The 24026-nt window shown below is 73.0% G+C and carries 24 protein-coding genes, 1 pseudogene and 1 riboswitch; of the genes and pseudogenes, 12 read left to right on the forward strand and 13 right to left on the reverse strand.

Going from position 1 to position 24026, the window contains the following annotated elements; translation table 11 throughout:
- Positions 1–335: 335 nt before the first annotated feature.
- On the reverse strand, positions 336–902 hold the full coding sequence (locus ACIBBD_RS00455) for an SAV_6107 family HEPN domain-containing protein (protein WP_399417016.1): 567 nt from the start codon (positions 900–902) through the stop codon (positions 336–338).
- Between the two features lie 173 nt (positions 903–1075).
- Between ACIBBD_RS00455 and ACIBBD_RS00460 the strand changes: the two genes are divergently transcribed.
- From ACIBBD_RS00460 to ACIBBD_RS00470, 3 genes are read left to right on the forward strand one after another with little or no spacing between them, the layout of a single operon-like run.
- Positions 1076–1909: an ATP-binding cassette domain-containing protein gene (locus ACIBBD_RS00460; RefSeq protein WP_399417017.1), complete on the forward strand. Its 834-nt coding sequence runs from the start codon at positions 1076–1078 to the stop codon at positions 1907–1909.
- A complete protein-coding gene (locus tag ACIBBD_RS00465) occupies positions 1881–3965 on the forward strand; it encodes a YhgE/Pip family protein (protein ID WP_399417018.1) in 2085 nt (694 codons plus the stop codon). Before ACIBBD_RS00460 ends, ACIBBD_RS00465 begins: the two co-directional genes overlap by 29 nt.
- Positions 3966–4015: 50 nt before the next feature.
- Entirely contained in the window at positions 4016–4645 is a 630-nt protein-coding gene (locus ACIBBD_RS00470; RefSeq protein WP_399417019.1) for a TetR/AcrR family transcriptional regulator, read from the forward strand.
- Between the two features lie 292 nt (positions 4646–4937).
- On the opposite strand, the gene ACIBBD_RS00475 is transcribed toward ACIBBD_RS00470, so the two are convergent.
- On the reverse strand, positions 4938–5099 hold the full coding sequence (locus ACIBBD_RS00475; RefSeq protein ID WP_399417020.1) for a hypothetical protein: 162 nt from the start codon (positions 5097–5099) through the stop codon (positions 4938–4940).
- On the opposite strand from ACIBBD_RS00475, the gene ACIBBD_RS00480 reads away from it, so the two are divergent.
- A complete protein-coding gene (locus ACIBBD_RS00480; RefSeq protein WP_399417021.1) occupies positions 5098–6582 on the forward strand; it encodes a phytoene desaturase family protein in 1485 nt (494 codons plus the stop codon). The genes ACIBBD_RS00475 and ACIBBD_RS00480 overlap by 2 nt on opposite strands.
- A gap of 81 nt (positions 6583–6663) precedes the next feature.
- Here ACIBBD_RS00480 and ACIBBD_RS00485 read toward each other — a convergent pair whose 3' ends face one another.
- The 6 genes and pseudogenes from ACIBBD_RS00485 to ACIBBD_RS00510 form a co-directional block, all read right to left on the reverse strand.
- A complete protein-coding gene (locus ACIBBD_RS00485) occupies positions 6664–7647 on the reverse strand; it encodes a hypothetical protein (protein WP_399417022.1) in 984 nt (327 codons plus the stop codon).
- A 56-nt stretch (positions 7648–7703) separates the two neighbouring features.
- Positions 7704–8627 carry a methylenetetrahydrofolate reductase [NAD(P)H] gene (gene metF, locus ACIBBD_RS00490; RefSeq protein WP_399417023.1) on the reverse strand — a complete coding sequence of 308 codons (924 nt, stop codon included), beginning with the start codon at positions 8625–8627 and terminating at the stop codon, positions 7704–7706.
- A 277-nt stretch (positions 8628–8904) separates the two neighbouring features.
- The gene (thiE, locus tag ACIBBD_RS00495) at positions 8905–9552 is read right to left on the reverse strand and encodes a thiamine phosphate synthase (protein ID WP_399417024.1); all 648 of its coding nucleotides are present in this window, start codon (positions 9550–9552) and stop codon (positions 8905–8907) included.
- Positions 9553–9638: 86 nt separating this feature from the next.
- Positions 9639–10004 carry an Rv2175c family DNA-binding protein gene (locus ACIBBD_RS00500; protein ID WP_399417025.1) on the reverse strand — a complete coding sequence of 122 codons (366 nt, stop codon included), beginning with the start codon at positions 10002–10004 and terminating at the stop codon, positions 9639–9641.
- Positions 10005–10135: 131 nt separating this feature from the next.
- Positions 10136–11377, reverse strand: coding sequence for an NAD(P)/FAD-dependent oxidoreductase (locus ACIBBD_RS00505; RefSeq protein ID WP_399417026.1), 1242 nt, complete (start codon positions 11375–11377; stop codon positions 10136–10138).
- Between the two features lie 116 nt (positions 11378–11493).
- A pseudogene (locus ACIBBD_RS00510) lies at positions 11494–11886 on the reverse strand (hypothetical protein); the annotation flags it as partial.
- Positions 11887–11938: 52 nt separating this feature from the next.
- Positions 11939–12050: riboswitch (TPP riboswitch) on the forward strand.
- On the opposite strand from ACIBBD_RS00510, the gene thiO reads away from it, so the two are divergent.
- The 5 genes from thiO to ACIBBD_RS00535 all read left to right on the forward strand — a co-directional run bounded on the left by thiO (position 12048) and on the right by ACIBBD_RS00535 (position 17436).
- Positions 12048–13211, forward strand: a complete 1164-nt coding sequence (gene thiO / locus ACIBBD_RS00515; protein ID WP_399417027.1) for a glycine oxidase ThiO — start codon at positions 12048–12050, stop codon at positions 13209–13211. Its footprint overlaps the riboswitch before it by 3 nt.
- Entirely contained in the window at positions 13208–13408 is a 201-nt protein-coding gene (gene thiS / locus ACIBBD_RS00520; RefSeq protein WP_399417028.1) for a sulfur carrier protein ThiS, read from the forward strand. The genes thiO and thiS overlap by 4 nt, the downstream gene beginning before the upstream one ends.
- 3 nt (positions 13409–13411) lie before the next feature.
- On the forward strand, positions 13412–14206 hold the full coding sequence (locus ACIBBD_RS00525) for a thiazole synthase (RefSeq protein WP_399417029.1): 795 nt from the start codon (positions 13412–13414) through the stop codon (positions 14204–14206).
- A gap of 379 nt (positions 14207–14585) precedes the next feature.
- On the forward strand, positions 14586–16523 hold the full coding sequence (gene pknB / locus ACIBBD_RS00530) for a Stk1 family PASTA domain-containing Ser/Thr kinase (protein ID WP_399417030.1): 1938 nt from the start codon (positions 14586–14588) through the stop codon (positions 16521–16523).
- Between the two features lie 34 nt (positions 16524–16557).
- Positions 16558–17436, forward strand: a complete 879-nt coding sequence (locus ACIBBD_RS00535) for a deoxyribonuclease IV (protein ID WP_399417031.1) — start codon at positions 16558–16560, stop codon at positions 17434–17436.
- 25 nt (positions 17437–17461) lie between these two features.
- On the opposite strand, the gene ACIBBD_RS00540 is transcribed toward ACIBBD_RS00535, so the two are convergent.
- Entirely contained in the window at positions 17462–18094 is a 633-nt protein-coding gene (locus ACIBBD_RS00540) for a sulfite oxidase-like oxidoreductase (RefSeq protein ID WP_399417032.1), read from the reverse strand.
- A 176-nt stretch (positions 18095–18270) separates the two neighbouring features.
- Between ACIBBD_RS00540 and bfr the strand changes: the two genes are divergently transcribed.
- The gene (gene bfr, locus ACIBBD_RS00545) at positions 18271–18750 is read left to right on the forward strand and encodes a bacterioferritin (protein ID WP_399417033.1); all 480 of its coding nucleotides are present in this window, start codon (positions 18271–18273) and stop codon (positions 18748–18750) included.
- Position 18751: 1 nt separating this feature from the next.
- On the opposite strand, the gene ACIBBD_RS00550 is transcribed toward bfr, so the two are convergent.
- Positions 18752–19003 carry a bacterioferritin-associated ferredoxin gene (locus tag ACIBBD_RS00550; protein WP_399417034.1) on the reverse strand — a complete coding sequence of 84 codons (252 nt, stop codon included), beginning with the start codon at positions 19001–19003 and terminating at the stop codon, positions 18752–18754.
- A gap of 158 nt (positions 19004–19161) precedes the next feature.
- The gene (locus ACIBBD_RS00555) at positions 19162–20514 is read right to left on the reverse strand and encodes a class II 3-deoxy-7-phosphoheptulonate synthase (RefSeq protein ID WP_399417035.1); all 1353 of its coding nucleotides are present in this window, start codon (positions 20512–20514) and stop codon (positions 19162–19164) included.
- Positions 20515–20622: 108 nt separating this feature from the next.
- Here ACIBBD_RS00555 and ACIBBD_RS00560 point away from each other — a divergent pair, with 108 nt between their 5' ends.
- Both ACIBBD_RS00560 and ACIBBD_RS00565 read left to right on the forward strand, forming a co-directional pair.
- Positions 20623–20679, forward strand: coding sequence for a trp operon leader peptide (locus ACIBBD_RS00560; RefSeq protein ID WP_078912442.1), 57 nt, complete (start codon positions 20623–20625; stop codon positions 20677–20679).
- 97 nt (positions 20680–20776) lie between these two features.
- The gene (locus tag ACIBBD_RS00565) at positions 20777–22654 is read left to right on the forward strand and encodes an anthranilate synthase family protein (RefSeq protein WP_399417036.1); all 1878 of its coding nucleotides are present in this window, start codon (positions 20777–20779) and stop codon (positions 22652–22654) included.
- Between the two features lie 59 nt (positions 22655–22713).
- Here ACIBBD_RS00565 and ACIBBD_RS00570 read toward each other — a convergent pair whose 3' ends face one another.
- Positions 22714–23661 carry a hypothetical protein gene (locus ACIBBD_RS00570; protein ID WP_399417037.1) on the reverse strand — a complete coding sequence of 316 codons (948 nt, stop codon included), beginning with the start codon at positions 23659–23661 and terminating at the stop codon, positions 22714–22716.
- Between the two features lie 11 nt (positions 23662–23672).
- Positions 23673–24011 carry a hypothetical protein gene (locus ACIBBD_RS00575; protein ID WP_399417039.1) on the reverse strand — a complete coding sequence of 113 codons (339 nt, stop codon included), beginning with the start codon at positions 24009–24011 and terminating at the stop codon, positions 23673–23675.
- Positions 24012–24026: the final 15 nt, after the last annotated feature.

The following is a 24026-nucleotide window of genomic DNA, read 5'->3' on the forward strand; positions in this document are numbered from 1 at the left end:
GCCTCGACCACCGCACCTGGTCACTGCGGTGCGCACGGGGCGTGGAGCCCCGAACCCGCCCCGGCGGACCCTGGCGCGACCAGGCTCACCCGGGACGTCCGCTCGGACCGCCGGACCACTCCCCGCAAGCCGGTCACCCGCGCCGCCGAACCGCATCCCTGCGGGCCGGCCGGCGCCGTGGAACCGCATCCCCGCAGGCGGTCACTCACGCCACCGAACCGCATCCCGCAGGCCGGCCCGCGCCGCCGAGCCACATCCCCGCACGTCGCACGTCGGTCGCCCGCACCTCCGTACCGCGACCGCGTCCCCCGGTCGCGGCGTCGCGGGGTCGCCGCTCACCCCGCGTCCGGCATGTTCCGCTCCCCGGTCGGCGGGGCCGCGGCCTCGTCCTCCTGGGGGCGGGGCTGGGGCAGGACCGGCTGGAGGACCAGCATGCGCTCCACGAGACGGATGAACATCGCCACGTCGCGTATCAGGTCGTCGGCGTCCCGGCGGCTGGCCGCGCCCTGGATGCCGGCCTCGGCCCGGGCGCGGCGCCGGGCCCCGGAGGCGAACAGCGCGCTCCACTCGGTGAGCTCGGGGGCGATTTCGGGGAGCACTTCCCAGGCGCTCCTGATCCGGGCCCGGCGCCGGGGCGTGGGTTCGGGCCGTCCGCGCGCGGCGAGCACGGCGGCGGCGGTGCGCAGGGCGGCGAGGTGGGCGGTGGCGTACCGCTCGTTGGGGGTGTCGAGGACGGTCGCCTCGTCGAGTCCGGCGCGGGCCTGGGCGAGCAGGTCCAGGGCGGCGGGCGGGGCGGTGGTCCGGCGCAGCACGGGGTGCACGTCGCTGGCCGGACCGGTCAGTGAGGGGGCAGGGCCGGAGGCGCGGCGCCGACGGGCGGCTGCTGCGTGGAAGCTGGCCATGACGAACCTCCTGTCGTCTGGGTGACGGCACGCCCTTCGCGGGATGCCGTATGTGCCCATCGTCGGGTATGCCACTGACAATCCGTTCTGACCTGGGCTTTTGCTTCGATGGAAGGTTCGGGCTACTTTTTGCACTGACCAGTCAGTTCAAATCGCGGCCCACAGGGGGAACTGTGGAGGGAGTCGGTGTCACAGCCGAGGGATTCGGGCTCCGTGGCCCCCGCGGGTGGGCGTTCCGGGGCGTCACGCTCGACGCGGAGCCGGGCTCGCTGATCGTGATCGGAGGGCCGTCCGGATCCGGCCGGACGAGCCTGCTGCTCGCGCTCACCGGACGGATGAAGGCCACGGAGGGCACGGCGACCGTGGGCGGCGCCCGGCTGCCGAAGCGGATGGCGGGGGTCCGCCGGATCAGCGCCCTGGCCCACGTGGCCGGAGTCACCGACCTCGACCCGGCCCTGACCGTCGACGAGCACCTGCGCGAGCGGGCGCTGCTGGAGCGGCGGTACGGCGGCTCCGTACGGGAGCTGCTGAGCCCGCGCGCGGAGAAGGCCGGCGGGACCAAGCCGCGCGTCGAGGCCGCGCTGGCCGCTGCGGGGCTCGACCCGGAGGCCCTGCCCAAGGGCGCGCGGACCGCCGTACGCGATCTGGAGCGGATCGAGGCGCTGCGGCTGTCCGTGGCGCTGGCCCTCGTGGGCCGGCCGCGGCTGCTCGGCGTCGACGACGCCGATCTGAAGCTGTCCGAGACCGAACGCGCCGAGGTCCTGGCCCTGTTCGCTTCCCTCACCGAGACCGGGACCACGGTCGTCGCGGTGTGCGGCGAGGCCCCCGAGGGCGCCGTCACGGTCTCCACCCACGCCGCCGACGCGGAACCGCCGCAGGGGCCGGACGCCCCGCAGCCGGCGGAGAGCGCCGACGAGACCACGGACGAGACGACGAACGAGACCACGGACGAGAAGATCGACAAGGAGGACACGGCGGATGCGCTCCCCGAGACTGGCCGCGCTTGAGCTGCGCCGCTTCGGCCGGGGGAAGCTCCCCCGGGCCGCCCTGGTGGCCCTCCTGCTGCTGCCCCTGCTCTACGGCGCGCTGTACCTGTGGTCCTTCTGGGACCCGTACGGCCGTCTCGACCGCATCCCCGTGGCGCTGGTGAACGACGACAAGGGCGCGACCGCGGACGGCGGGAGGATCACCGCCGGGGACGACATCACCGCAGGGCTGCGCGACAGCGAGGTCTTCGACTGGCACGAGGTGAGCGCCGCGCAGGCACGCGCGGGCGTGGAGGACGGGACGTACTACCTGTCGCTGACCATGCCCGCCGACTTCAGCAGGCGGATCGCCTCCAGCTCGGGCGACTTCCCCGAGACGAGCGCCCTCCAGGTCCGCACGAACGACGCGAACAACTACATCGTCGGGCAGATCTCGCGGACCGTCTTCAGCGAGGTGCGCACGGCCGCGTCGACGAAGGCGTCGCGCTCCTTCCTGGACCGGATCTTCATCTCCTTCTCCGACATCCACGGCAAGACGGTGAAGGCCGCCGACGGGGCCGACGAGCTCAAGGGCGGCATCGGGAAGGCCGAGAAGGGCTCCCAGGACCTCGCCGACGGCCTGAAGGACGCCAGTACGGGCAGCGGCAAGCTGTCCAAGGGCCTGGAGAAGCTCAACAAGGGCGCCGGCGGCCTGGAGACCGGCTCGCAGAAGGTCGCGGACGGCACCCAGGCCCTCGCCGACAAGGTCAACGGCGTCTCCGACAAGGTGGGGCCCTTCCTGAAGGACAACGAGAAGACCATCGGGGACACGGCCCAACTGGTCGCCGACTCCGCCAAGGTGATCCGCGGTCACCTCGCCACCCTGGTGAAGACCGCGCCGGTCGCCGCCGAGGGCGCCCACACGGCCTCCGACACGCTGGCCGGCGTCTACACGGCGCGCTGCGAGACCCCGGTGCTGCCCGACGCCGCCTGCGCCGACCTCAAGAAGGCCAGGGACGCGGCCGCCGACGTGGCGACGATCGCCGACGACGTCAACACGATCGTCGCCGACCAGGACGGCGACCTGACGACGCTCCGCACCCACCTGGGCACGCTGCAGAAGCAGGCCCAGGCGCTCGCCGACCGGGCCCCGCACCTCTCCGAGGACCTCAACGACGCCGTGTCCAGGATCAACGCGCTGAACAAGGGCGCGGCCAAGGTCGCCGCGGGCGCCAAGAAACTCCACACCGGCCTCGGCACCGCCAAGACCGGCGCCGAGAACCTCGACGAGGGCGTCGGCAAGCTCAAGACCGGCGCCGACGACCTCAACGGCGGCATCTACAAGCTGGTCGACGGCTCCGTGAAGCTCGCCGGCGGTCTGCGCGACGGCGCCGGGCAGATCCCCGACTACGACGAGCGGGACCGCGACGCGCGCACCGCCGTCATGGCCGACCCGGTGCGGCTCGCCACCCAGGACCTGCACAAGGCGCCCAACTACGGCACCGGGTTCGCCCCCTACTTCATCCCGCTGTCGCTGTGGGTGGGCGCGATGGTGGCCTACATGCTGATCCCGCCGATGAACCGGCGCGCGCTCGCCGCGGGCGCCTCCGCGTGGCGGATCGCGCTGGCCGGATGGCTGCCGGTGGTGGCGATCGGGGTGCTGCAGACGACGGCCCTGATGGCGGTGCTGCACTGGGCGGTCGGCCTGGAGATGGCGCGGGCGGCCGGGACGGTGGGCTTCCTGTTCCTGGTGACGGCCTGCTTCGCGGCCGTGGTGCAGTGGCTCAACGCGCGCTTCGGCGCGGCGGGCCGGATCCTCGTCCTCGCCCTGCTGATGCTCCAGCTGACGTCCGCGGGCGGCACCTACCCGGTGCAGACGAGCCCCGCCTTCTTCAACGCACTGCACCCCTTCCTGCCGATGAGTCACGTCGTCGACGCGCTGCGCCGCCTCATCACGGGCGGCGGTCTGGAACCGGTGTGGCACGCCTGCGGGGTGCTGACCGCCTTCACGGCGGGCGCCCTGGCGCTGACCGCCCTGGCCGCGCGCCGCCGCCAGGTGTGGACCCTGGACCGGCTGCACCCGGAGCTGACCCTGTGACCACTCGGTCACGGCCTCCGGGGAGCCGGGTTCCTGTGACAATCAAGGGCATGGAAAGCACCACCACGCCGGGCGGCCGCACCCGCCGCGAGGCCACCCGGCAGAAGCTCTACGAGGCGGCCGTCACCCTCATCGCCGAGCAGGGTTTCTCCGCCACCACCGTGGACGAGATCGCCGAGCGGGCGGGCGTCGCGAAGGGCACGGTCTACTACAACTTCGCCAGCAAGTCGGTCCTCTTCGAGGAACTGCTGCGTCACGGAGTGGGCCTCCTGACGGCCTCCCTGAGGGAGGCGGCCGAGCGCACGGCGCGCGAGGGCGGCAGCCGGGTCGACGCCCTGGACGCGATGATCCGCGCGGGTCTCGTCTTCATCGACCGCTACCCGGCCTTCACTCAGCTGTACGTGGCTGAGCTGTGGCGCACCAACCGGGCCTGGCAGTCCACCCTCCTCGTGGTGCGGCAGGAGGCGGTCGCCGTCGTCGAGGGCGTGCTGCGGGAGGGCATCGAGAGCGGCGAGTTCAGCGACGAGATCGACGTGCAGCTGACGGCGGCCGCGCTGGTCGGCATGGTGCTGGTGGCCGCCCTGGACTGGCAGGCGTTCCAGCCGGAACGCTCCCTGGACGACGTCCACGCGGCGCTGTCCCGGCTGTTGCAGGGGCGGGTGAGCGGTCACCGCCGGTGACACGAAAGCGCCGGTCCGCCGTGGCCGCGTCCCCCGCGGGCCACCACGAACCGGCGCTTCCTCCTGCTCCCCCGTTTCCCCGTTCCCCTCCCCGTCGGTCGTTCCCCCGGTCCCCCCGTGCCTCGCTTCCGCCGACCTGGCCGGCGGAAGGAGCGGGCGAGGGCCGGCGCCGTTCCGCCGCCCCGTGTCGGCGGTGCCGGAGCCGCGCCCCTTCCCGTGCCTCCACTCTCTCGTCCGCGCAGGTCGCCACCCATCCGCGCGCGTACTCATCTCGCCGCCTAGGTACCCGTACTCAGCCCTGCGCACGGGCGCCCACCGCGCCGCGCCGGCCGCTGGGGACGATCGCGTCCGCGCCCGTACTCGCCTCGCTGCTCCCCTCGGCCGGGAGACGGGGAGTTTGGTCCACCGGGCTGACGACGTCACTGTCGGTGGCGGCCGTTAAAGTCGCAGGCATGGCACGGATTGCGATGATCGGCGCCGGGATGGGCGCGCTGGCGGCCGCCGCCCGGCTGGCCGTCGCGGGCCACCGGGTGGCGGTGTACGAACGTACGGAGACGTACGGCGGTGCGGTGCGCCGCTTCGAGCGGGACGGCTTCTCCTTCGACACCGGGCCCGGTCTGCTGCGCCTGCCCGCGGTCTGGCGCGACCTGTTCGTCAAGACCGGCAAGGAGCCGCTGGAGGCGTGCGTCGAGCTGGTCCAGGTCGACCCGTCCGCGCGGCACGTCTTCGCGGACGGCAGCGAGGTCTCCCTGCCGAACGCCTCGCGCGCGGGAGTCGTCTCGGCCCTGGACGAGGCGCTGGGAGCGGGCGCCGGACAGCGCTGGGGCGACGTCCTGGTACGGGCCCGCGAGGCCTGGGACCGCACCCGCCGGCCGCTCCTGGAGGAGCCCCTGTGGCCGAACTGGTCGGTGCTGGCCGAGCGCGAGCCCTACCCGTCGGTTCCGCACAAGCGTCTGCTGCGCACCCGCCGGGCCCGCACGCTCGCCGAGGTCGGCGCCTGGGAGCTGCGCGACGCCCGGCTCGCCGCGCTCCTGGAGAGCCACGCGCTCGCGTACGGCCTCGACCCCCGGGTCGCCCCGGCGAGCGCGACCGTGCTGCCGTACATGGAGCACGCCTTCGGCATGTGGTACGTGCGCGGTGGGATGCGGGAGCTGGCCCGCGCGCTGTACGAGCGGTGCCTGGCCCGCCGGGTCGAGTTCCTCTTCGGCGCCGAGGTCACCCGGGTCCTGGAGAAGGACGGCCGGGCGGCGGGCGTGGAGCTGTCCGACGGGGAGGTGGCCGAGGCGGACGTCGTGGTCGCCCCCGGCACCCTGCGCGGTGCCGCGGCGGGTGTTCCGCCGCGCGGGGACGGCGAGGTGGCGCCCCAGCAGGGCCTGCCCAGCCGGGTGACCGTGCTGCTCGCCCTGCGTGGCGGGCGTCCGGAAGGCGCCGCGCACCGGACGGTGGTGCACACCGACGACCGTGACGGCGAGCTGGAGAGCCTCTTCGGTACGGCACCGGGGGTGCCGTCGCGCCCGACGGTGAGCGTCCTGCGGCCCGACGACCCGGCGCTGGTGCCGGACGCCGACCGCGAGGCGGTCGTCGTCAGCTCGGTGGTCCCCGCAGGGGCGGACCTCTCCGTCGGCGCTGTGGAGGCCCTGGTCACGGCCGCCGAGCGGGCCCTCCCGGGCCTGCGGGACCGGATCCTGTGGCGCGAGGTGCGCACTCCCGCCGACATCGCGGCGGAGACCGGCGCGGCAGGCGGATCCGTGCCGGCGCCGGCGCTGGCCGCGGGCGACGGCCGGCTGCTGCACCCCGCCAACTCCACAGGGCTGCAAGGCCTGTTCACCGTGGGCGGCTGGGCACATCCGGGCGGCGGTCTCCCGCACGCCGGCATGTCGGGCGCGCTGGTGTCCGGGCTGATCGTGGAGGGACCCGGGTTCCGGGGCTCGCAGTGAGCCCCGGCCACACCGCGTGACCGACGGGCGGCTGCCCGGGAACCGATCCCGCGGGCAGGGACAACCGATCCTGCGGCGCGGTCAGAACCGGTACTGCTGCTCGTCGTACCCGTTCCCCTGCTCCTGCTGCTGCCCGTCGCCCTGGTAGGGGTACGGCTGCTCGGGCGGGAGTTCGCCGCCGAAGGGGTCGTCGGTGGTGCGCTGCTGCGGGACCCAGACGCCGCCGGCCGGGGTCTCCCCGTAGCCGCCGGTGCCGTACTGGTCCTGTCCGTAGCCCTGCTGCCCGTACTGCTGCTGGCCGTAGCCCGCGCCGTAGGAGCCCCCGCCGTAGGTCTGGGTGCCGATGTACGGGTCGGAGTAGGCGGCGTACTGCTGCTCGCCGGAGGTGTCGTAGCCGTACTGCTGCTGGCCGTAGCCCGCGTAGCCGTCGTAGCCGTAAGCCTGGTCGGCGCCCTGGGCGGCCGCCGCGTACTGGTCCTGGGGCTGGTCGGCGGACGCGTAGGCGGAGTCGCCGTATATGCCGTAGGAGCCGGTGTCGTCGGGCATGGGCTGCGGCTCGTAGACGGCGGTGGTCTCGGCGGCCGTGGGGTCGGTGGTGCGGGCCGCGGGGGTGAAGACGTCGTCGCGGTCGTCGTCGTAGGCGTCCCCGTCCCGGCCGTACGACACGCTGTCGACACCGAACGGGGCCGCGCCGTCGCGGGCGAGGTCGTCGGCCGCGTAGCCGGCCTCGGTCGCCTCCAGGTCGGAGACCTCCAGGGTCGGGTCCTTGCGCTCGCCCTTGCCGCGGCGGCGCTTGGTGCCGTCGGTGCCGGGGCGGCTGACGGCCCAGCCCTCCGCGAAGCCCCGGCGGAACGACAGCGTCACGTAGGTCTGGCCGACCGCGAAGGCGGCCGCGCCGAGACCGATGACGATGACGGACGGGATCAGCACGCCCAGCACGACACCGAGGAAGCCCCCGAACGCCAGCAGCCGCCAGCGCAGCCGCGCCTTGTACTGCAGCAGCACCTCGCCGAGCAGCCACAGCGCGACAATGCCGAACGCGATGTAGAGGACCGTCCAGCCCATGTACGCCCCTCTCCCAGTGGCCGCTCCGCAGTGTGTCGTACGGACGTGCGACCGGTCTAGGCCTGCGGCGGGTGGTGCAGGCCCAGGTTCTCGTAGATTTCCAGCGTCGCCGTGGAGTTGTTCAGCGTGATGAAGTGCAGTCCGGGCACTCCCTCGGACAGCAGCCGTGCGCAGAACTCCGTGGCGAAGTCGATGCCAATGGAGCGTACAGCGGCCGGATCATCTTTGGCTGTGAGGATCCGCTCTTTCAGGGCGGCCGGGAAGTGGGCGTTGCTGAGCTTGGGCAGCCGCTCCAGCATCTTCACGCTCGTCACCGGCAGGATCTCGGGGATGACCGGGGTCTCGCAGCCGGCCGCCGCCACCCGGTCACGCAGACGCAGGTAGGACTCGGGCTGGAAGAACATCTGTGTGATGGCGTAGTCGGCGCCGGCCCGGCACTTGTCGACGAAGTGCCGCACGTCCGTGTCCCAGTCCTCGGAGCGCGGGTGCATCTCGGGGAAGGCGGCGACGCCGACGCAGAAGTCGCCCGACTCCTTGATGAGCCGGACGAGCTCGGCGGCGTAGGTGAGGCCTCGGGGGTGCGGCACCCACTGGCCCATGGGGTCGCCGGGCGGGTCGCCGCGCACGGCGAGCATGTTGCGGATCCCGGCGTCGGCGTACTGACCGATGATGTTGCGCAGTTCGGCGATGGAATGGTCGACGGCCGTGAGGTGCGCGACCGGGGTGAGGGTGGTGTCGACGACGATCTGCTGCGTCTCCTTGACCGTGGTCGCCCGGGTGGAACCACCCGCGCCGTAGGTCACGGAGACGAAGTCCGGGGACACCGCCTCGACCCGGCGGAGGGCGTTCCACAGGCTCCGCTCACCCTTGGGGGTCTTCGGCGCGTAGAACTCGAACGAGTACGTCGTCTTGCCGGTGGCCAGGATGTCGCGCACGGTGCGGGCGCGGTCGGTCCTGGTGGATGCGGTTCCGAGGGCCATACCCGCAGGTTAGCCAGGGGGAGGCGGTCACCCAACCGGATCTCGGGCATTTGCCCGATTTGTCGATTTGTTGTCCACCCCTTGGACACCATGCGGGGTCCGGGGAACCTCCGGACTCAGGCCTGACGCGAGTCCGGCTCGGGCCCGGCTCGAATACGGGCTCGAACGTGGATCGAAGCCCACTCACGCCCTGCCCCGGACCGGCTCGGGCCCCGGCCCTGCTCAGGACCGGCTCAGGCCCTGCTCCGGACCCGGTCGAACCCGGCTGGGCCCCGTATCAGGCCTGGCTCAGCCGCTTGGCGAACTCCTCCGCCGCGGCACCCGGGTCGTCCGCCTCCGTGATCGCCCGGACCACCACGACCCGGCGGGCGCCCGCCTCCAGCACCTCGTCGAGGCGGGTGAGGTCGATGCCGCCGATGGCGAACCAGGGACGGTCGGTGCCGAGGGACGCCGTGTAGCGGACCAGGTCGAGGCCGGGGGCGTGGCGGCCGGGTTTGGTGGGGGTCGGCCAGCAGGGACCGGTGCAGAAGTAGTCCACGCCCTCCTGGACGGCGGCGGCCTCGGCCTCCGCCTCGGCATGCGTGGAACGGCCTATGAGGACGTCGGCGCCGAGCACGGCCCGGGCCGCGGGGACCGGCAGGTCGCCCTGGCCGAGGTGGAGGACGTCGGAGCCGGCGGCGTGGGCCACGTCCGCGCGGTCGTTGACCGCGAGCAGCTTGCCGTGGCGGGCGCAGGCGTCGGCGAACACCTCCAGGTGTTCCAGCTCCTCGGCCGCCTCCATGCCCTTGTCGCGCAGCTGGACGATGTCGACGCCGCCCGCGAGGACCGCGTCCAGGAACTCCGGGAGGTCGCCCTGGCGCTTCCGGGCGTCCGTGCAGAGGTAGAGGCGCGCCTCGGCGAGGCGGGTGCGGGCGGTGTCGGGCATGCGTGGGTCCCCCGGGGGCGGTGGGTACGGCCGCGGCGGCGCGCGCCGCCGCGGCCGTACACCAGGCGGTTGTTCGGATCAGCGGGTCAGACGGCCAGCGCCTGGGCGCGGCGCTTCACCTCCGTGCCGCGATTCTCGCTCAGGGCCTGCGCCGGGGTGCCGGGCAGGCTCGGGTCGGGGGTGAAGAGCCACTCGATCATCTCTTCGACCGTGAAGCCGTCGTCCCGCAGCAGCGTCAAGGTGCCGGCCAGGCCCTTGACGACCTTGTCCCCGTCGATGAAGGCGGCGGGGACGTGCAGCGCGCGGTTCTCGCCACGGCGCACGGCGACGAGCTGGCCCTCCTTGACCAGCTGCCGGACGCGCGTCACCTCGACGCCGAGCTTCTCGGCGATGTCGGGCAGGGTGAGCCAGGCGGGGACGAGAGCATCGATCTTTGCGTCAATCTCGGTCACGGGAACAAGCCTGCCATCTGCCACTGACAGTCGGAAGCCGGGTCACCCCGGCAGGCCCGATCGGCAAGGCGTTCGGATCGGGCCGTCACCGCGGTCTTCCCTCCAGGCGGGCCCCGGCGCCTCCCCTCGGATCAGGCCGTCGCCGCCTTCAGCGGTCTCGCCGGGTCCACGAGCAGCCGCGGGTCCATCGGGGTGCCGGCCTCGATCAGCCTGCGCCCCTGGGCGAGGTCGCGCGGGCGGCCCACCGCGAGGAGGGCGACCAGCCGGTCCTCACGCAGCCAGCACACCGTCCAGGCCGGTCCGGACGGGTCGCCGCGCCACAGGGTGGCGTCGGCACCGGTGTGGTGGCCGGCGTACTGGACGAAGCGGTCGAACTGCTCCGACCAGAAGTACGGGACCGGGTCGTAGACCGCCGGGGGCTCGCCGGTGGCCTCGGCGAGGATGTTCGCGGCGACCGTGCGCGGGCCCTGGAGGGCGTTGTCCCAGTGGTGGACGAGGAGCCGCTCGCCGTACCTCCCCGACGGGAAGGAGGCGCAGTCGCCGACCGCGTACACGTCCGGCGCGGAGGTGCGGAGGTGGACGTCGGCCACGACCTCGCCCTGCGGGCCGAGTTCGATGCCGGAGCCGGCCAGCCAGGCCGTGGCGGGGCGGGCCCCGATACCGACCACGACGGCGTCGGCGGGCAGCCGCGAGCCGTCGTCGAGGACGACCGCGCCGGGCTCGACGCGCTCCACGCGCGCGTGGGTGCGCAGTTCGGTGCCGCTGTCGGCGTACCAGGCGGCCATCGGGGCGGCGACCTCGGCGGGCAGGGCGCCGGCCAGCGGCCGGTCGGCGGCCTCGACCACGGTGACCGCGCAGCCCGCCTCGCGCGCGGCCGTGGCGAACTCGGCGCCGATCCAGCCGGCGCCGACGACCACGATGTCGCGCTGCCGGGCGAGCACGGGCCGCAGCCGTTCGGCGTCGTCGAGGGTGCGCAGCAGGTGGACGCCGGGCACGCCCTCGGCACCGGGCAGCCGGATCGGTTCGGCGCCGGTGGCGAGGACGAGGACGTCGTACGGGACGGGGCCGGTCTCGGTGTCCAGTTCGTGGTCGGCGGTGCGTACGCCGAAAGCCTCGCTGCCCAGTCGGAGCCCGATGGCGAGGCTCTCGAAGTCGACGTCGAAGGCGGAGCCCTCCGCCTTGCCGAGCAGGACGGCCTTGGACAGCGGGGGCCGGTCGTAGGGCTGGTGGGGTTCGGCGCCGATCAGGGTCACCGGGCCGGTGAAGCCCTGTTCGCGCAGGGCGACCGCGGTCTGCACCCCCGCCATGCCCGCGCCGACGACGACCACGCGCCGCACCGGCGGCCTGCTCTCTTCCTGCGTCTGCTCGCTCACCTGATCACCTTAGACACCTGACGATTCGTCAGTCATCCGTCGTGCTCCGTGACCTGCTCCACAACGCCCGCGTCGGCATGCTCAGCGCCGCGCTCCCCCGCGCCCGCGCCGGCACGCTCGTCGACCTGCTCCACCACGCTCGTCCCGCTGCCCGGCTGCGACTCCCACTCCCACGCCTCGTCGAGGCGCAGCCGGCCGTCGGGCAGCTCCACGACCGTCGAGACGCAGTGCCCGGAGGACGTCGTCCCGTCGTGCTTGAGCTGGACGTACCGGAAGTCGAGCCGGTCCCCCTCCCGCGTACCCACCAGATGCCCGCGCACGACGTCCCCTCCCGCGTAGTCGGCCCAGATCACATGGTCCCGCTCGTGGTACGCGAAACGGGTGCGGGTGCCGACCTGGCCGGGGGCCTGGTCGGCGACGGGGGCGAGGACGAGACCGTCGAGGGACCTGTGGGACGGGGCGTGGTCCCCCGTTCGGGAGTGGTGAGGGGAGACGGGCGGGCGGGGCACAGGCGGAGGCTCCCTTACTGAGTCGTGCGGGGTCGGGCTAGGGTGGCCAACGTAGAGCACTCGCGGGAGCCCGGACGCACCGGGCTGAGAGGGAGGCTGGCGGCCTCCGACCGTACGAACCTGATCCGGGTCATGCCGGCGAAGGGAGGGGCTGGACGCCCATGTCCTCACGTACGTCAGACGTCCTCGTCGTCGGGGGCGGCATCATCGGGCTCGTCACGGCGTGGCGGGCCGCGCAGCGCGGGTTCGCCACGGCGGTGGTGGACCCGGAACCGGGCGGCGGGGCCGCGCAGGTGGCGGCGGGGATGCTGGCCGCCGTCACCGAACTGCACTACGGCGAGCAGACACTGCTCGGCCTGAACCTCGCGTCGGCCCGCCGCTACCCGGACTTCGCGGCCGAACTCACCGAACTGACCGGCCACGACCTCGGCTACCGCCGCTCGGGCACGCTCGCGGTGGCGATGGACGCCGACGACCGCGCCCATCTGCGCGAACTGCACGCCCTGCAACGGCAGTCGGGGCTGGAGTCAGAGTGGCTGTCCGGGCGGGAGTGCCGGCGCCTGGAGCCGATGCTCGCGCCGGGGGTGCGCGGTGGGCTGCGGGTGGACGGCGACCACCAGATCGATCCGCGGCGGCTGGCGGGGGCGCTGGTGGCGGCGTGCGAGCGGGCGGGCGTGGTCTTCCACCGGACCTGGGCCGACCGGCTGTCCGTGGTGGCCGGCCGGGCCGCCGGGGTCCTCACGCGCGCGGGTGCGGCGTTGGGCGCGGGGCAGGTGGTGCTCGCGGCCGGCAGTCTCAGCGGGCGGCTCGCCGGGGTGCCGGACGAGGTGCTGCCACCGGTGCGGCCGGTGAAGGGGCAGGTGCTGCGGCTGACCGTGCCCCAGCGGTACGCGCCGTTCCTGACCCGGACGGTGCGGGCCGTGGTGCGCGGCAGCCAGGTGTACCTGGTGCCGCGGGAGGACGGCGAGCTGGTCGTCGGGGCGACCAGCGAGGAGCTGGGCTGGGACACGACGGTGACGGCGGGCGGCGTGTACGAGCTGCTGCGGGACGCGCACGAGCTGGTGCCCGGGATCACCGAGCTGCCGCTGACGGAGACCCGCGCGGGACTGCGTCCGGGGTCGCCGGACAACGCGCCGCTGCTCGGGCCGACCGAGCTGGACGGGTTGCTGCTGGCGACCGGGCACTACCGCAACGGCGTCCTGCTCACGCCCGTGACCGGTGACGCGATGGCGCATGTCCTGGCCACCGGTGAACTCCCCGACGAGGCCCGTCCGTTCACACCCCGGCGCTTCGGCGCCGCCGCACTCTCGGAGCAGCGCGCATGAACATCTCCGTCAACGGGGAAGCCCGGGAGGTCGCTCCCGGCACCGCCCTCGACGCCGTCGTACGGTCCCTGACCGCGGCGCCCTCCGGGGTGGCCGCCGCGCTCAACGAGACCGTCGTCCCGCGCGCGCGATGGTCCGCCACGGCCCTCACCGAAGGGGACCGTGTGGAAGTCCTCACGGCCGTCCAGGGAGGCTGAGCCATGGCCGACGATCCCTTCGTCCTCGGCGGTACGACCTTCTCGTCCCGTCTGATCATGGGTACGGGCGGTGCGCCCAGCCTGGAGGTGCTGGAGCGGGCGCTGGTCGCCTCCGGGACCGAGCTGACGACCGTCGCGATGCGGCGGGTGGACCCCTCGGTGCACGGCTCGGTGCTGTCGGTGCTGGAGCGGCTCGGGATCCGGGTGCTGCCGAACACGGCGGGCTGCTTCACCGCCGGGGAGGCCGTCCTGACGGCGCGCCTCGCGCGGGAGGCGCTGGGGACCGACCTGATCAAGCTGGAGGTCATCGCCGACGAGCGGACCCTGCTGCCGGACCCGGTCGAGCTGCTCGACGCGGCCGAGACGCTGGTCGACGACGGGTTCACGGTGCTGCCGTACACCAACGACGATCCCGTGCTGGCGCGGAAGCTGGAGGACGTGGGGTGCGCGGCGGTGATGCCGCTGGGATCGCCCATCGGGTCGGGGCTCGGGATCCGCAACCCGCACAACTTCCAGCTGATCGTCGAGCAGGCGCGCGTGCCGGTGATCCTGGACGCGGGGGCCGGTACGGCGTCGGATGCGGCGCTGGCGATGGAGCTGGGGTGCGCGGGGGTGATGCTGGCGTCGGCGGTGACGCGGGCGCAGGATCCCGAGCGGATGGCTCTGGCCATGCGGGCGGGGGTGGAGGCGGGCAGGCTGGCCCGGCTGGCGGGGCGGATCCCGCGGCGTCACTTCGCCGAGGCGTCGTCTCCCGCGGAGGGCTTGGCCGTGCTGGACCCCGAGCGACCTGCGTTCTGACCGCGGCTCCGGTCCCGCCCCGACTCCCGCCCACGCACCACCGCTCCCCATCGAACCAGAGGTGACCGTCGCCCGGGGCCCCGAGCCCCGTCGGCGGCGGTCGCGCCGTGCGGCGCCGGAGCCCGAGCACCCCGCAAGCGTGACCGCGGCTCCGGTCCCGCCCCGACTCCCGCCCACGCACACCACCCGATTCCCGTCGGACAAGAGGTGACCGTCGCCCGGGCGCCCGAGCCCCGTCGGCCACGGTCGCGCCGTCGGCCGCTGCCGCCCCGTCGGCGGTTGCCGCCCCGTCCGGCGCCGGTCACAGCTCCGCTTCAGTCATGCCCCGATCAGGGCGGAAGAGGGGGGAGTGTCCGTGGGGGCTCGTACACTCGCGTGCGTGGACACGACCCTTCAGGACCCTCTGGTCGGGCAGGTGCTCGACGGGCGTTATCGCGTGGACGCGCGGATCGCGGTCGGCGGGATGGCCACGGTCTACCGGGCCGTGGACACCCGCCTCGACCGGGTCCTCGCGCTCAAGGTGATGCACCCGACGCTCGCCACGGACGCCTCGTTCGTGGACCGCTTCATCCGCGAGGCGAAGTCCGTCGCGCGCCTGGCGCACCCGAATGTCGTCCAGGTGTTCGACCAGGGGACCGACGGATCGTACGTCTACCTCGCCATGGAGTACGTCGCCGGCTGCACCCTGCGGGACGTGCTGCGGGAGCGCGGGGCGCTGCAGCCGCGGGCCGCGCTGGACATCCTCGAACCGGTGCTCGCCGCGCTCGGTGCCGCGCACCGGGCCGGGTTCGTGCACCGGGACATGAAGCCCGAGAACGTGTTGATAGGGGACGACGGGCGGGTCAAGGTCGCCGACTTCGGGCTCGTACGGTCCGTGGACACCGTCACCAGTACCACCGGTGCCGTCCTCGGCACCGTCGCGTACCTCGCGCCCGAGCAGATCGAGCAGGGCACCGCGGACGCGCGCGTGGACGTGTACGCGTGCGGGGTCGTGCTCTACGAGATGCTCACCGGTGACAAGCCGCACGACGGGGACTCCCCCGCCATCGTGCTGTACAAGCACCTGCACGAGGACGTGCCCCCGCCCTCGGCCGCCGTGCCCGGCCTGCCGTACGAGCTGGACGACCTGGTCGCCTCGGCCACCGCCCGCACCCCGGACGTCCGGCCGTACGACGCCGTGGCGCTGCTCGCGCGGGCGCGGGAGGCACGCGCCGCGCTCGGCGCCGAGCAGCTGGACGCGCTGCCGCCGCAGGCCCGCTCCGCCGAGCACGACAACGCCGAGGACCGGACGAGCGTGATCCCGCGCTCACTGACCGTGCCCCGGCCGCTGCCGGTCGACGAGGACGCGGACCGCGCGGGCGAGGACGCGATGAACCGGACGTCCCGGTTCGGGGCGGAGCCTCCCCTGCCTCCCCGGCGCCGTTCCGGGCCGCCCCGGCGCGGGCTGCTCGCGATCGTCACCGCCGTCCTGCTGGTGCTCGGCGTCGGCGCGGGCGTCTGGTACATCAACTCCGGCCAGTTCACCAAGGTGCCGGCGGTCCTGACACAGACCCAGGCGCGGGCCGAGCAGCGGCTGGAGGCGGCCGGGCTCGAGGTCGGCGCGGTCAAGCACGAGTACAGCGACACCGTCAGGCGCGGCACGGTGATCAGTACCGACCCTGAGCCGGGCAGCCGCATCCGCAAGAACGACGCCGTGACCCTCGTCGTCTCCGACGGCCCCGAGACGGTGAAGGTGCCGTACCTGAAGGGCACCCGGCTGGCCAAGGCCAAGGCACGGCTGAAGGAGGACGGTCTGGAGCCGGGCATGGTCAGGGAGGCGTTCAGCGAGGACGTCGCCAAGGGCGCCGTGATCAGCAGCGACCCCGAGGCGGGCACCGAGCGGCGTGCGGGCTCGGCGGTCGCCCTCGTCGTCAGCAAGGGCAGCCCGGTCGACGTCCCGGACGTCACCGGCGACGACCTGGACGACGCCAGGGCCGAGCTGGAGGAGGCCGGCCTCAAGGTGAAGGTCTCCGCCGAGAGGATCAACTCCGAGCACGACAAGGGCCAGGTCGCCGCCCAGTCGCCGGGCCCGGAGAAGCAGGCCGCCGAGGGTGACACGGTCACGCTGACGCTGTCCAAGGGTCCGGAGATGGTCGAGGTCCCGGACGTGGTGGGCGCGAGCGTCGACGACGCGAAGAAGCTGCTTCAGGGCTCCGGCTTCGCGGTCAAGGAGGACCGGGGCCTGCTGGGGCTGTTCGGGGACACCGTGAAGAGCCAGTCCGTGGAGGGCGGCGAGACCGCGCCCAAGGGGTCGACGATCACGATCACCATCCGGTGACCGGCCGCTCGGCGCGGCATGACACCCTGAACGGGTGAGTCCCCAGCACCCCTTCCCCTCCCGCAACCCCGTCGGCGGCCATGTCCCGGTGGCCGGCGGTCTGCACTCGGTGGGCCTGTCGTACGCCCACGACCTCAAGGCCGAGACGGTCCAGGTCTTCGTCGCCAACCCGCGCGGCTGGGCCACCCCGGCCGGGAACCCTCGGCAGGACGAGGCGTTCCGGCAGGCGTGCGCGCAGGCGTCGATCCCGGCGTACGTGCACGCGCCGTACCTGATCAACTTCGGCTCGCACACCGAGGCCACGGTCGAGAGGTCGGTGGAGTCGCTGCGGCACTCGCTGCGCCGCGGGCGGGAGATCGGCGCGCTGGGCGTGGTGGTGCACACCGGGAGCGCGACGGGCGGGCGGGAGCGGTCCGTGGCGCTGAAGCAGGTCCGCGAGCACCTGCTGCCGCTGCTGGACGAGCTGACCCACGACGACGATCCGTTCCTGCTGCTGGAGTCCACCGCCGGCCAGGGCGCCTCGCTCTGCTCGCGGACCTGGGACTTCGGGCCGTACTTCGAAGCGCTGGACGCCCATCCGAAGCTCGGGGTGTGTCTCGACACCTGTCACATCTTCGCGGCCGGGCACGACCTGACCGGACCGGCCGGCATGCACCAGACCCTCGATCTGCTGGTGGACACGGTCGGCGAGGGCCGGCTGAAGCTGATCCACGCCAATGACTCCAAGGACGTGGTCGGCGCCCACAAGGACCGGCACGAGAACATCGGCGCGGGCCACATCGGCGAGGACCCGTTCCGTGCCCTGATGACCCACCCGGCGACCGCGGGCGTCCCGCTGGTGATCGAGACGCCCGGTGGCAAGGAGGGGCACGCCGCGGACGTGGAGCGGCTGAAGAAACTCCGGGACGGCTGAGGGACCGGGCCCCCGCCCCACGGCGTCAGAGCTCGGGGCCCTCGCCGGGTTTCTCCTGGTAGGAGTACCGCTGTTCCTTCCAGGGGTCGCCGATGTTGTGGTAGCCGCGCTCCTCCCAGAAGCCGCGGCGGTCCGTCGTCATGTACTCGACGCCGCGGACCCATTTCGGGCCCTTCCAGGCGTAGAGGTGGGGGACGACCAGGCGGAGGGGGAAGCCGTGTTCCGCCGTGAGCAGTTCGCCGTCCTTGTGGGTGGCGAAGATGGTGCGGTCGGAGGCGAAGTCCGACAGACGCAGGTTGGAGCTGAAGCCGTACTCCGCCCACACCATCACATGGGTGACATCGTCCGCGGGCGGCGCGATCTCCAGGATGGTGCGGGCCGGGATCCCGCCCCACTCGGCGCCGAGCATGCTGAACTTCGTCACGCAGTGCAGATCGGCCACGACGGTGGTGTGAGGAAGGCTGGTGAATTCCTCGTGGGTCCAGCAGTGCTTCTCGCCGTCGGCGGTGGCGCCGAATACCCTGAACTCCCAGCGTTCGGCCCGGAACTTGGGTACCGGACCGTAGTGTGTGACGGGCCAGCCCCGCTGCAGTCGCTGCCCCGGCGGAAGCTCGGACGCTGCTGCTTCTCCTGGTTCTCGCTCCACCGGATGACCCATGACTCCATCCTGACAGACCCGGGGCGATGCGGATGACCAGGCATGTCCAGAATCGGACAACTCCCACTAAGCCTGGTCTAACTTACTAAGTACGCACTTACTGGACGATCTTCGACACCCGGTGCAATCATGCGGCGGCAACCTCCTTTTTTTCCCACGTGGAAGGAGCCTCTGCGATGCAGGGCGACCCCGAGGTCATCGAGTTCCTCAACGAGCAGCTCACCGCCGAGCTCACCGCCATCAACCAGTACTTCCTCCACGCCAAGATGCAGGAGAACTTCGGCTGGACGAAGCTCGCGAAGTACACGCGGCACGAGTCCTTCGACGAGATGAAGCACGCCGAGATCCTCACCGACCGGATCCTGTTCCTGGAGGGCCTGCCGAACTACCAGCGCCTGTTCCATGTGCGGGTGGGCCAGACGGTCAAGGAGATGTTCGAGGCGGACCGGCAGATCGAGGTCGAGGCCATCGACCGCCTCCGGCGCGGGATCAAGGTGATGCGCGAGAAGGGCGACATCACGTCCGCGAACATCTTCGAGTCGATCCTCGAGGACGAGGAGCACCACATCGACTACCTGGACACCCAGCTGGAACTGCTGGAGAAGCTCGGCGAGGCGCTCTACCTCGCACAGCTGATCGAGCAGCCGGAGAGCTGAGCTACGCCGCTTCCTCGAGGTCCTCGTACTCCTCGAGCCCGGCGACGACCGGCTTGCCCTGGTCGGCGAGCTCGCGGCGCGGACACGCGCCCCGGCCGAGGATCGCCTGGATCCGGCGGACGCAGGAACCGCAGTCCGTGCCGGCCTTGCAGGCGGAGGCGATCTGGCGGGGTGTACAGGCTCCGTTGTCCGCGTGCTGTCGGACCTGCGCTTCGGTCACACCGAAGCAGCTGCAGACGTACACGCGGTTCACCTCCCGCCGAGATCGATAAGGCAAACCTAACCTTACCCGGCGCTCCATGGCCGCAAAAGAGGAGTGGGGCGCGGATCGCATGTGATCCACGCCCCACTTCACGCCCCTGTAACAGGTGACCCCGTCACCGGCCCCTGTACATCACCGGCCCCGGCACCTCACTGGTCCCGGTACATCTCCGCGACCAGGAAGGCCAGGTCGAGCGACTGGCTGCGGTTCAGCCGCGGGTCGCAGGCCGTCTCGTAGCGCTGGTGCAGGTCGTCGACGAAGATCTCGTCGCCGCCACCCACGCACTCGGTGACGTCGTCACCGGTCAGCTCGACGTGGATGCCGCCCGGGTGGGTGCCGAGGGCCTTGTGGACCTCGAAGAAGCCCTTGACCTCGTCCAGCACGTCGTCGAAACGGCGAGTCTTGTGACCGGAGGCCGCCTCGAAGGTGTTGCCGTGCATCGGGTCGGTCACCCAGGCCACGGTCGCGCCCGAGGCGGTGACCTTCTCGACCAGCTCGGGCAGCTTGTCGCGGACCTTGTCGGCGCCCATGCGGACGATGAAGGTCAGCCGTCCCGGCTCGCGGTCCGGGTCGAGACGCTCGATGTACTGCAGCGCCTCCTCGGCCGTCGTCGTCGGGCCGAGCTTGATGCCGATCGGGTTGCGGATCTTCGAGGCGAACTCGACGTGCGCGTGGTCCAGCTGCCGGGTGCGCTCACCGATCCACACCATGTGCGCCGACACGTCGTACAGCTGCCCGGTGCGGGAGTCGACGCGGGTGAGCGCCGACTCGTAGTCGAGCAGCAGAGCCTCGTGCGAGGAGTAGAACTCGACGGTCTTGAACTCCTCCGGGTCCGTCCCGCAGGCGTGCATGAAGTTCAGCGCGTTGTCGATCTCGCGGGCGAGCTGCTCGTAGCGCTGGCCGGAGGGGGACGACTTCACGAAGTCCTGGTTCCAGGCGTGCACCTGGCGCAGGTCGGCGTAGCCGCCGGTGGTGAAGGCGCGCACCAGGTTCAGCGTGGAGGCGGAGGCGTGGTACATCCGCTTCAGCCGCTCGGGATCCGGGACGCGGGCGGCCTCGGTGAAGTCGAAGCCGTTGACGGAGTCGCCCCGGTAGGTCGGCAGGGTCACGCCGTCGCGGGTCTCGGTCGGCTTGGAGCGCGGCTTGGAGTACTGGCCGGCGATCCTGCCGACCTTCACCACGGGCACGGACGCCGCGTACGTCAGGACGGCGCCCATCTGGAGCAGGGTCTTGAGCTTGTTGCGGATGTGGTCGGCGGACACCGCGTCGAAGGCCTCCGCGCAGTCGCCACCCTGGAGGAGGAACGCCTCTCCCTTGGCGACGGCCGCCATCCGGGCGCGCAGCTGGTCGCACTCGCCCGCGAAGACGAGCGGCGGATACGACTCGAGGTCCGCGATCACTGCGCGCAGAGCCTCGGCGTCGGGGTACTCGGGCTGCTGCGCCGCGGGCAGGTTTCGCCAGGTGTTGCCAGCGCTCGCGCTGGTCTTAGCGTTCACGGTCACGCCCCCAACATTACGGGGTCGTGTCGCGTGATCTTCCTACGGCTCGACAGGTGAGACAGGCCCGCGCTCACCTGTGGAGGGCGGCACGCATGGGGTAGGGTGCGTCGCATGTTCGCGCTTTCGACCCAGAACTGGTGGTGGACCGCTCATCCGGCGGCCCACTGACAGCGCGTACGCACGACTTCGCGAAGGCCGCCCGAGGGGCGGCCTTCGGTGTTTTCCGGACCGGGCCGTCTCCTCCCAGCGAGAAGGACACGGACCCATGCACCTGCTCGACCTTCTGCACGATCCCCGCCCGTTCGCCCTGCTGCGCCGCCGCACGCCGGGCCATGACGAGAACACCGTCGAACTGCTCCTCGGCCCGGTCGCCGACTGCGACCGCCTCGCCGACCTCCCCGACGAGGGCCTCGCCCTGGTCCCCTTCCGCCAGATCCGCGAGCGCGGCTTCGACGTCCGCGACGACGGCACCCCGCTCACCGTCCTGACTCCCGAGGAGCGGTACGGAATCCCGCTCGCCGAGGCGCTGGAGCAGCTCCCCGCACACGAGGTGCGCGTCGAGGGCGGTGGCTTCGACGTCGGTGACGAGGAGTACGCGCGGATCGTCGGCCGTGTGCTGCGGGAGGAGATCGGGCGGGGCGAGGGCGCCAACTTCGTCATCCGGCGGACGTACGAGGGGGAGATCGCCGGCTTCTCCAGGGCGGACGCTCTCGCCCTGTTCCGGCGCCTGCTGGAGGGCGAGCGGGGCGCGTACTGGACGTTCCTCGTGCACACCGGGGACCGCACGCTGGTGGGCGCCAGCCCCGAGGTGCATGTGCGGATGTCCGGCGGGACCGTCGTGATGAACCCGATCAGCGGGACCTACCGCTATCCGGCCGAGGGCCCGACGCCCGGACACCTGCTGGACTTCCTCGCCGACGGCAAGGAGATCGAGGAGCTGTCGATGGTCGTCGACGAGGAACTCAAGATGATGTGCACCGTCGGCGACATGGGCGGGGTGGTGATCGGACCGCGGCTGAAGGAGATGGCCCACCTCGCGCACACCGAGTACGAGCTGCGCGGGAAGTCCTCGCTGGACGTGCGGGAGGTCCTGCGGGAGACCATGTTCGCCGCGACCGTGACCGGCTCGCCGGTGCAGAACGCCTGCCGGGTGATCGAGCGGCACGAGGTCGGGGGGCGCGGCTACTACGCCGGTGCGCTGGCGCTCCTCGGAACGGACTCGGGCGGCGCCCAGACCCTCGACTCCCCCATCCTCATCCGCACCGCCGACATCGACGCGGCCGGGCGGCTGCGGGTGCCGGTGGGGGCCACCCTGGTGCGCGGCTCGGACCCGGCCGGCGAGGTCGCGGAGACGCACGCGAAGGCGGCGGGCGTGCTGGCCGCGCTGGGGGTGCGGCCGGGAAGGCCGCGGGAGGAGGGCACCCGCCCCCGGCTGGCCGACGACCCCCGGGTGCGGGCCGCGCTGGACGGGCGGCGGGCCTCGCTGGCGCCGTTCTGGCTGCGGATGCAGGAGCGGTCCGAGGAGCTGAGCGGGCACGCGCTCGTGGTCGACGGCGAGGACACCTTCACGGCGATGCTGGCGCATGTGCTGCGGTCGAGCGGGCTGGAGGTGTCGGTCCGCCGGTACGACGAGCCGGGGCTGCGGGAGGCGGTGCTCGCGCACGGGGGTCCGGTGGTCCTGGGCCCCGGCCCCGGTGACCCGTCCGACCTGGGCGATCCGAAGATGTCGTTCCTGCGGGACCTGACCGCGCGGGTGATCAGGGAGCACCGGCACGGGGTGCTGGGCGTCTGCCTCGGACACGAGCTGATCGCGGCGGAGCTGGGGCTGGACATCGTGCGGAAGGAGGTGCCGTACCAGGGGGCGCAGACGGTGATCGACCTGTTCGGGCGGCCGGAGACCGTCGGCTTCTACAACAGCTTCGTGGCGCGGTGCGACGACGACACCCTGGCGGAGCTGGCGGCGCACGGGGTCGAGGTGAGCCGGGCCGCGAACGGGGAGGTGCACGCGGTGCGCGGGCCCGGGTTCGCGGGCGTGCAGTTCCATCCGGAGTCGGTGCTCACGCTGGACGGGGCGGCCGTCGTGCGGGAGCTGGTCGGCCGGCTGGGCAGCGGCGCCGTCTCCGAGCGGGGATCCGCGCTGTAGGCAAGGACGCGCGGCGAGGGCCACTCGTCGGGACGTACGTCTCGCCGGGCTCCGCGCGACTACAGCCCCCGGCGCAGGCGCTCCGTCAGCGCCCTGCCCTGTTGGGGGGCCGGGCGGGGCTCGGCCAGGCGGGTCAGCAGGCGGTCGAGATGCAGGTCCACGGCGGACTCGACCAGCTCCGCGTAGGCCTCGGCGGCGAGGGAGGCCCTGCGGCGGGCCACTGCCGCGGCGGTGAGGGCGATCGCCGCGGCCGGCCACCACCGTGCGGCGAGCGCGAGATAGAGGACCGCCCAGCCGCCCAGCGCGAACGCGGCGTCGAGGCGGGCGCGGGCCGCGGTGAGGATGTCACGGGTGGGGGTCGGCAGCACCAGCCAGAGGCGGGGCCACACCGTGGCCAGGTCGATGCCGTACTCCCGGCCGAGGCGCACGGCGGGGGCGCGGAGTCGGTCGCCGAGCCAGGTGGGCCGCTCGGGAGGGATGAGCGAGAGGGCGTTGCGGCGGGCCGCGTGGGCGGCGGCGTCGGCCTGCCCTTGCGCGGCGTCGGGCCGCCCCTGCCCGGCCTCGGACCGTCCCCGCCCGGCGTCGGGCAGTCCGAGGGCCGGCGCGGCCACGCTGTCGTGGTACGCCGTGTCGGCCTCCCGCCAGGCGGCGGCCCGGCGGGTGGTCAGGCGGGCGGCCAGGGCGGTGAACGGGCGCGGCCAGTCGCCGCACAGGGCACGCTCGACGGGTGTGGCGAGCGCCTGGGCGAGCAGGCCGAGCCCGGCCGACACGGGGACGGCGGCGAGGACGAACAGCACGGCACGGACGGCGAGGGCGCTCTGGCGCTCGGGCTCGCCCTCGGTGAGCGCGGTGAAGCCGTCCCACAGGGCGTGCCAGTCGCCCCAGCCGGTGTGCCCGAGGCGGACGGCGGCCGCCGCGACCAGCAGGTAGGCCAGGCCCGGCAGGACGAGCAGGGTGAACCAGCGTTCGGCCAGTCTGCGGCCGAGCTCGGCGAGGAGTCCCGTCACCCCGCGCGCCCTCAGCCGTCCGCCACGAAGCTCAGGACGCGTTCGTGGACCAGGCACTCCGGTGGCCCCTGCCCGGGCCGGCGCCGCTCGACGCGCCGGCAGGCACCGACCGGGCAGATGTAGCTGCCGCGCACGGGCGGGCCGGGGACGCCGACGGCCGTGGGGCCGCGGACCGCCAGCGGGGCGGTGAGCGTGACGTCGAGCGCGGCGAGCACCTCGCCGATGGCCGCGCCCTCGCGCAGCCGCCGCACCGCCTGTTCGAGTGCCGCTCGCCGGGGTCCGCTCAGCAGCCGCAGGGTCGCCAGCTCCCGGCAGAACTCGGCCTGCAGATCGTCGTCGGCTGTGTCCACGGCGACGATCGTAGA

The sequence above is a fragment of the Streptomyces sp. NPDC051315 genome (genome assembly GCF_044455165.1).
GTDB lineage: Bacteria > Actinomycetota > Actinomycetes > Streptomycetales > Streptomycetaceae > Streptomyces.

What these genes read in the sequence shown, in the direction of transcription:
- ACIBBD_RS00565 (WP_399417036.1), top strand. Translation starts at nt 20,777, where the DNA reads ATGCACCTGCTCGACCTTCTGCACGATCCCCGCCCGTTCGCCCTGCTG.
- thiO (WP_399417027.1), top strand. Translation starts at nt 12,048, where the DNA reads ATGTCCTCACGTACGTCAGACGTCCTCGTCGTCGGGGGCGGCATCATC.
- thiS (WP_399417028.1), top strand. Translation starts at nt 13,208, where the DNA reads ATGAACATCTCCGTCAACGGGGAAGCCCGGGAGGTCGCTCCCGGCACC.
- ACIBBD_RS00485 (WP_399417022.1), bottom strand. Translation starts at nt 7,647, where the DNA reads ATGGGCTGGACGGTCCTCTACATCGCGTTCGGCATTGTCGCGCTGTGG.
- ACIBBD_RS00465 (WP_399417018.1), top strand. Translation starts at nt 1,881, where the DNA reads ATGCGCTCCCCGAGACTGGCCGCGCTTGAGCTGCGCCGCTTCGGCCGG.
- ACIBBD_RS00525 (WP_399417029.1), top strand. Translation starts at nt 13,412, where the DNA reads ATGGCCGACGATCCCTTCGTCCTCGGCGGTACGACCTTCTCGTCCCGT.
- metF (WP_399417023.1), bottom strand. Translation starts at nt 8,627, where the DNA reads ATGGCCCTCGGAACCGCATCCACCAGGACCGACCGCGCCCGCACCGTG.
- thiE (WP_399417024.1), bottom strand. Translation starts at nt 9,552, where the DNA reads ATGCCCGACACCGCCCGCACCCGCCTCGCCGAGGCGCGCCTCTACCTC.
- ACIBBD_RS00540 (WP_399417032.1), bottom strand. Translation starts at nt 18,094, where the DNA reads ATGGGTCATCCGGTGGAGCGAGAACCAGGAGAAGCAGCAGCGTCCGAG.
- bfr (WP_399417033.1), top strand. Translation starts at nt 18,271, where the DNA reads ATGCAGGGCGACCCCGAGGTCATCGAGTTCCTCAACGAGCAGCTCACC.
- ACIBBD_RS00470 (WP_399417019.1), top strand. Translation starts at nt 4,016, where the DNA reads ATGGAAAGCACCACCACGCCGGGCGGCCGCACCCGCCGCGAGGCCACC.
- ACIBBD_RS00475 (WP_399417020.1), bottom strand. Translation starts at nt 5,099, where the DNA reads ATGCCTGCGACTTTAACGGCCGCCACCGACAGTGACGTCGTCAGCCCG.
- ACIBBD_RS00480 (WP_399417021.1), top strand. Translation starts at nt 5,098, where the DNA reads ATGGCACGGATTGCGATGATCGGCGCCGGGATGGGCGCGCTGGCGGCC.
- ACIBBD_RS00455 (WP_399417016.1), bottom strand. Translation starts at nt 902, where the DNA reads ATGGCCAGCTTCCACGCAGCAGCCGCCCGTCGGCGCCGCGCCTCCGGC.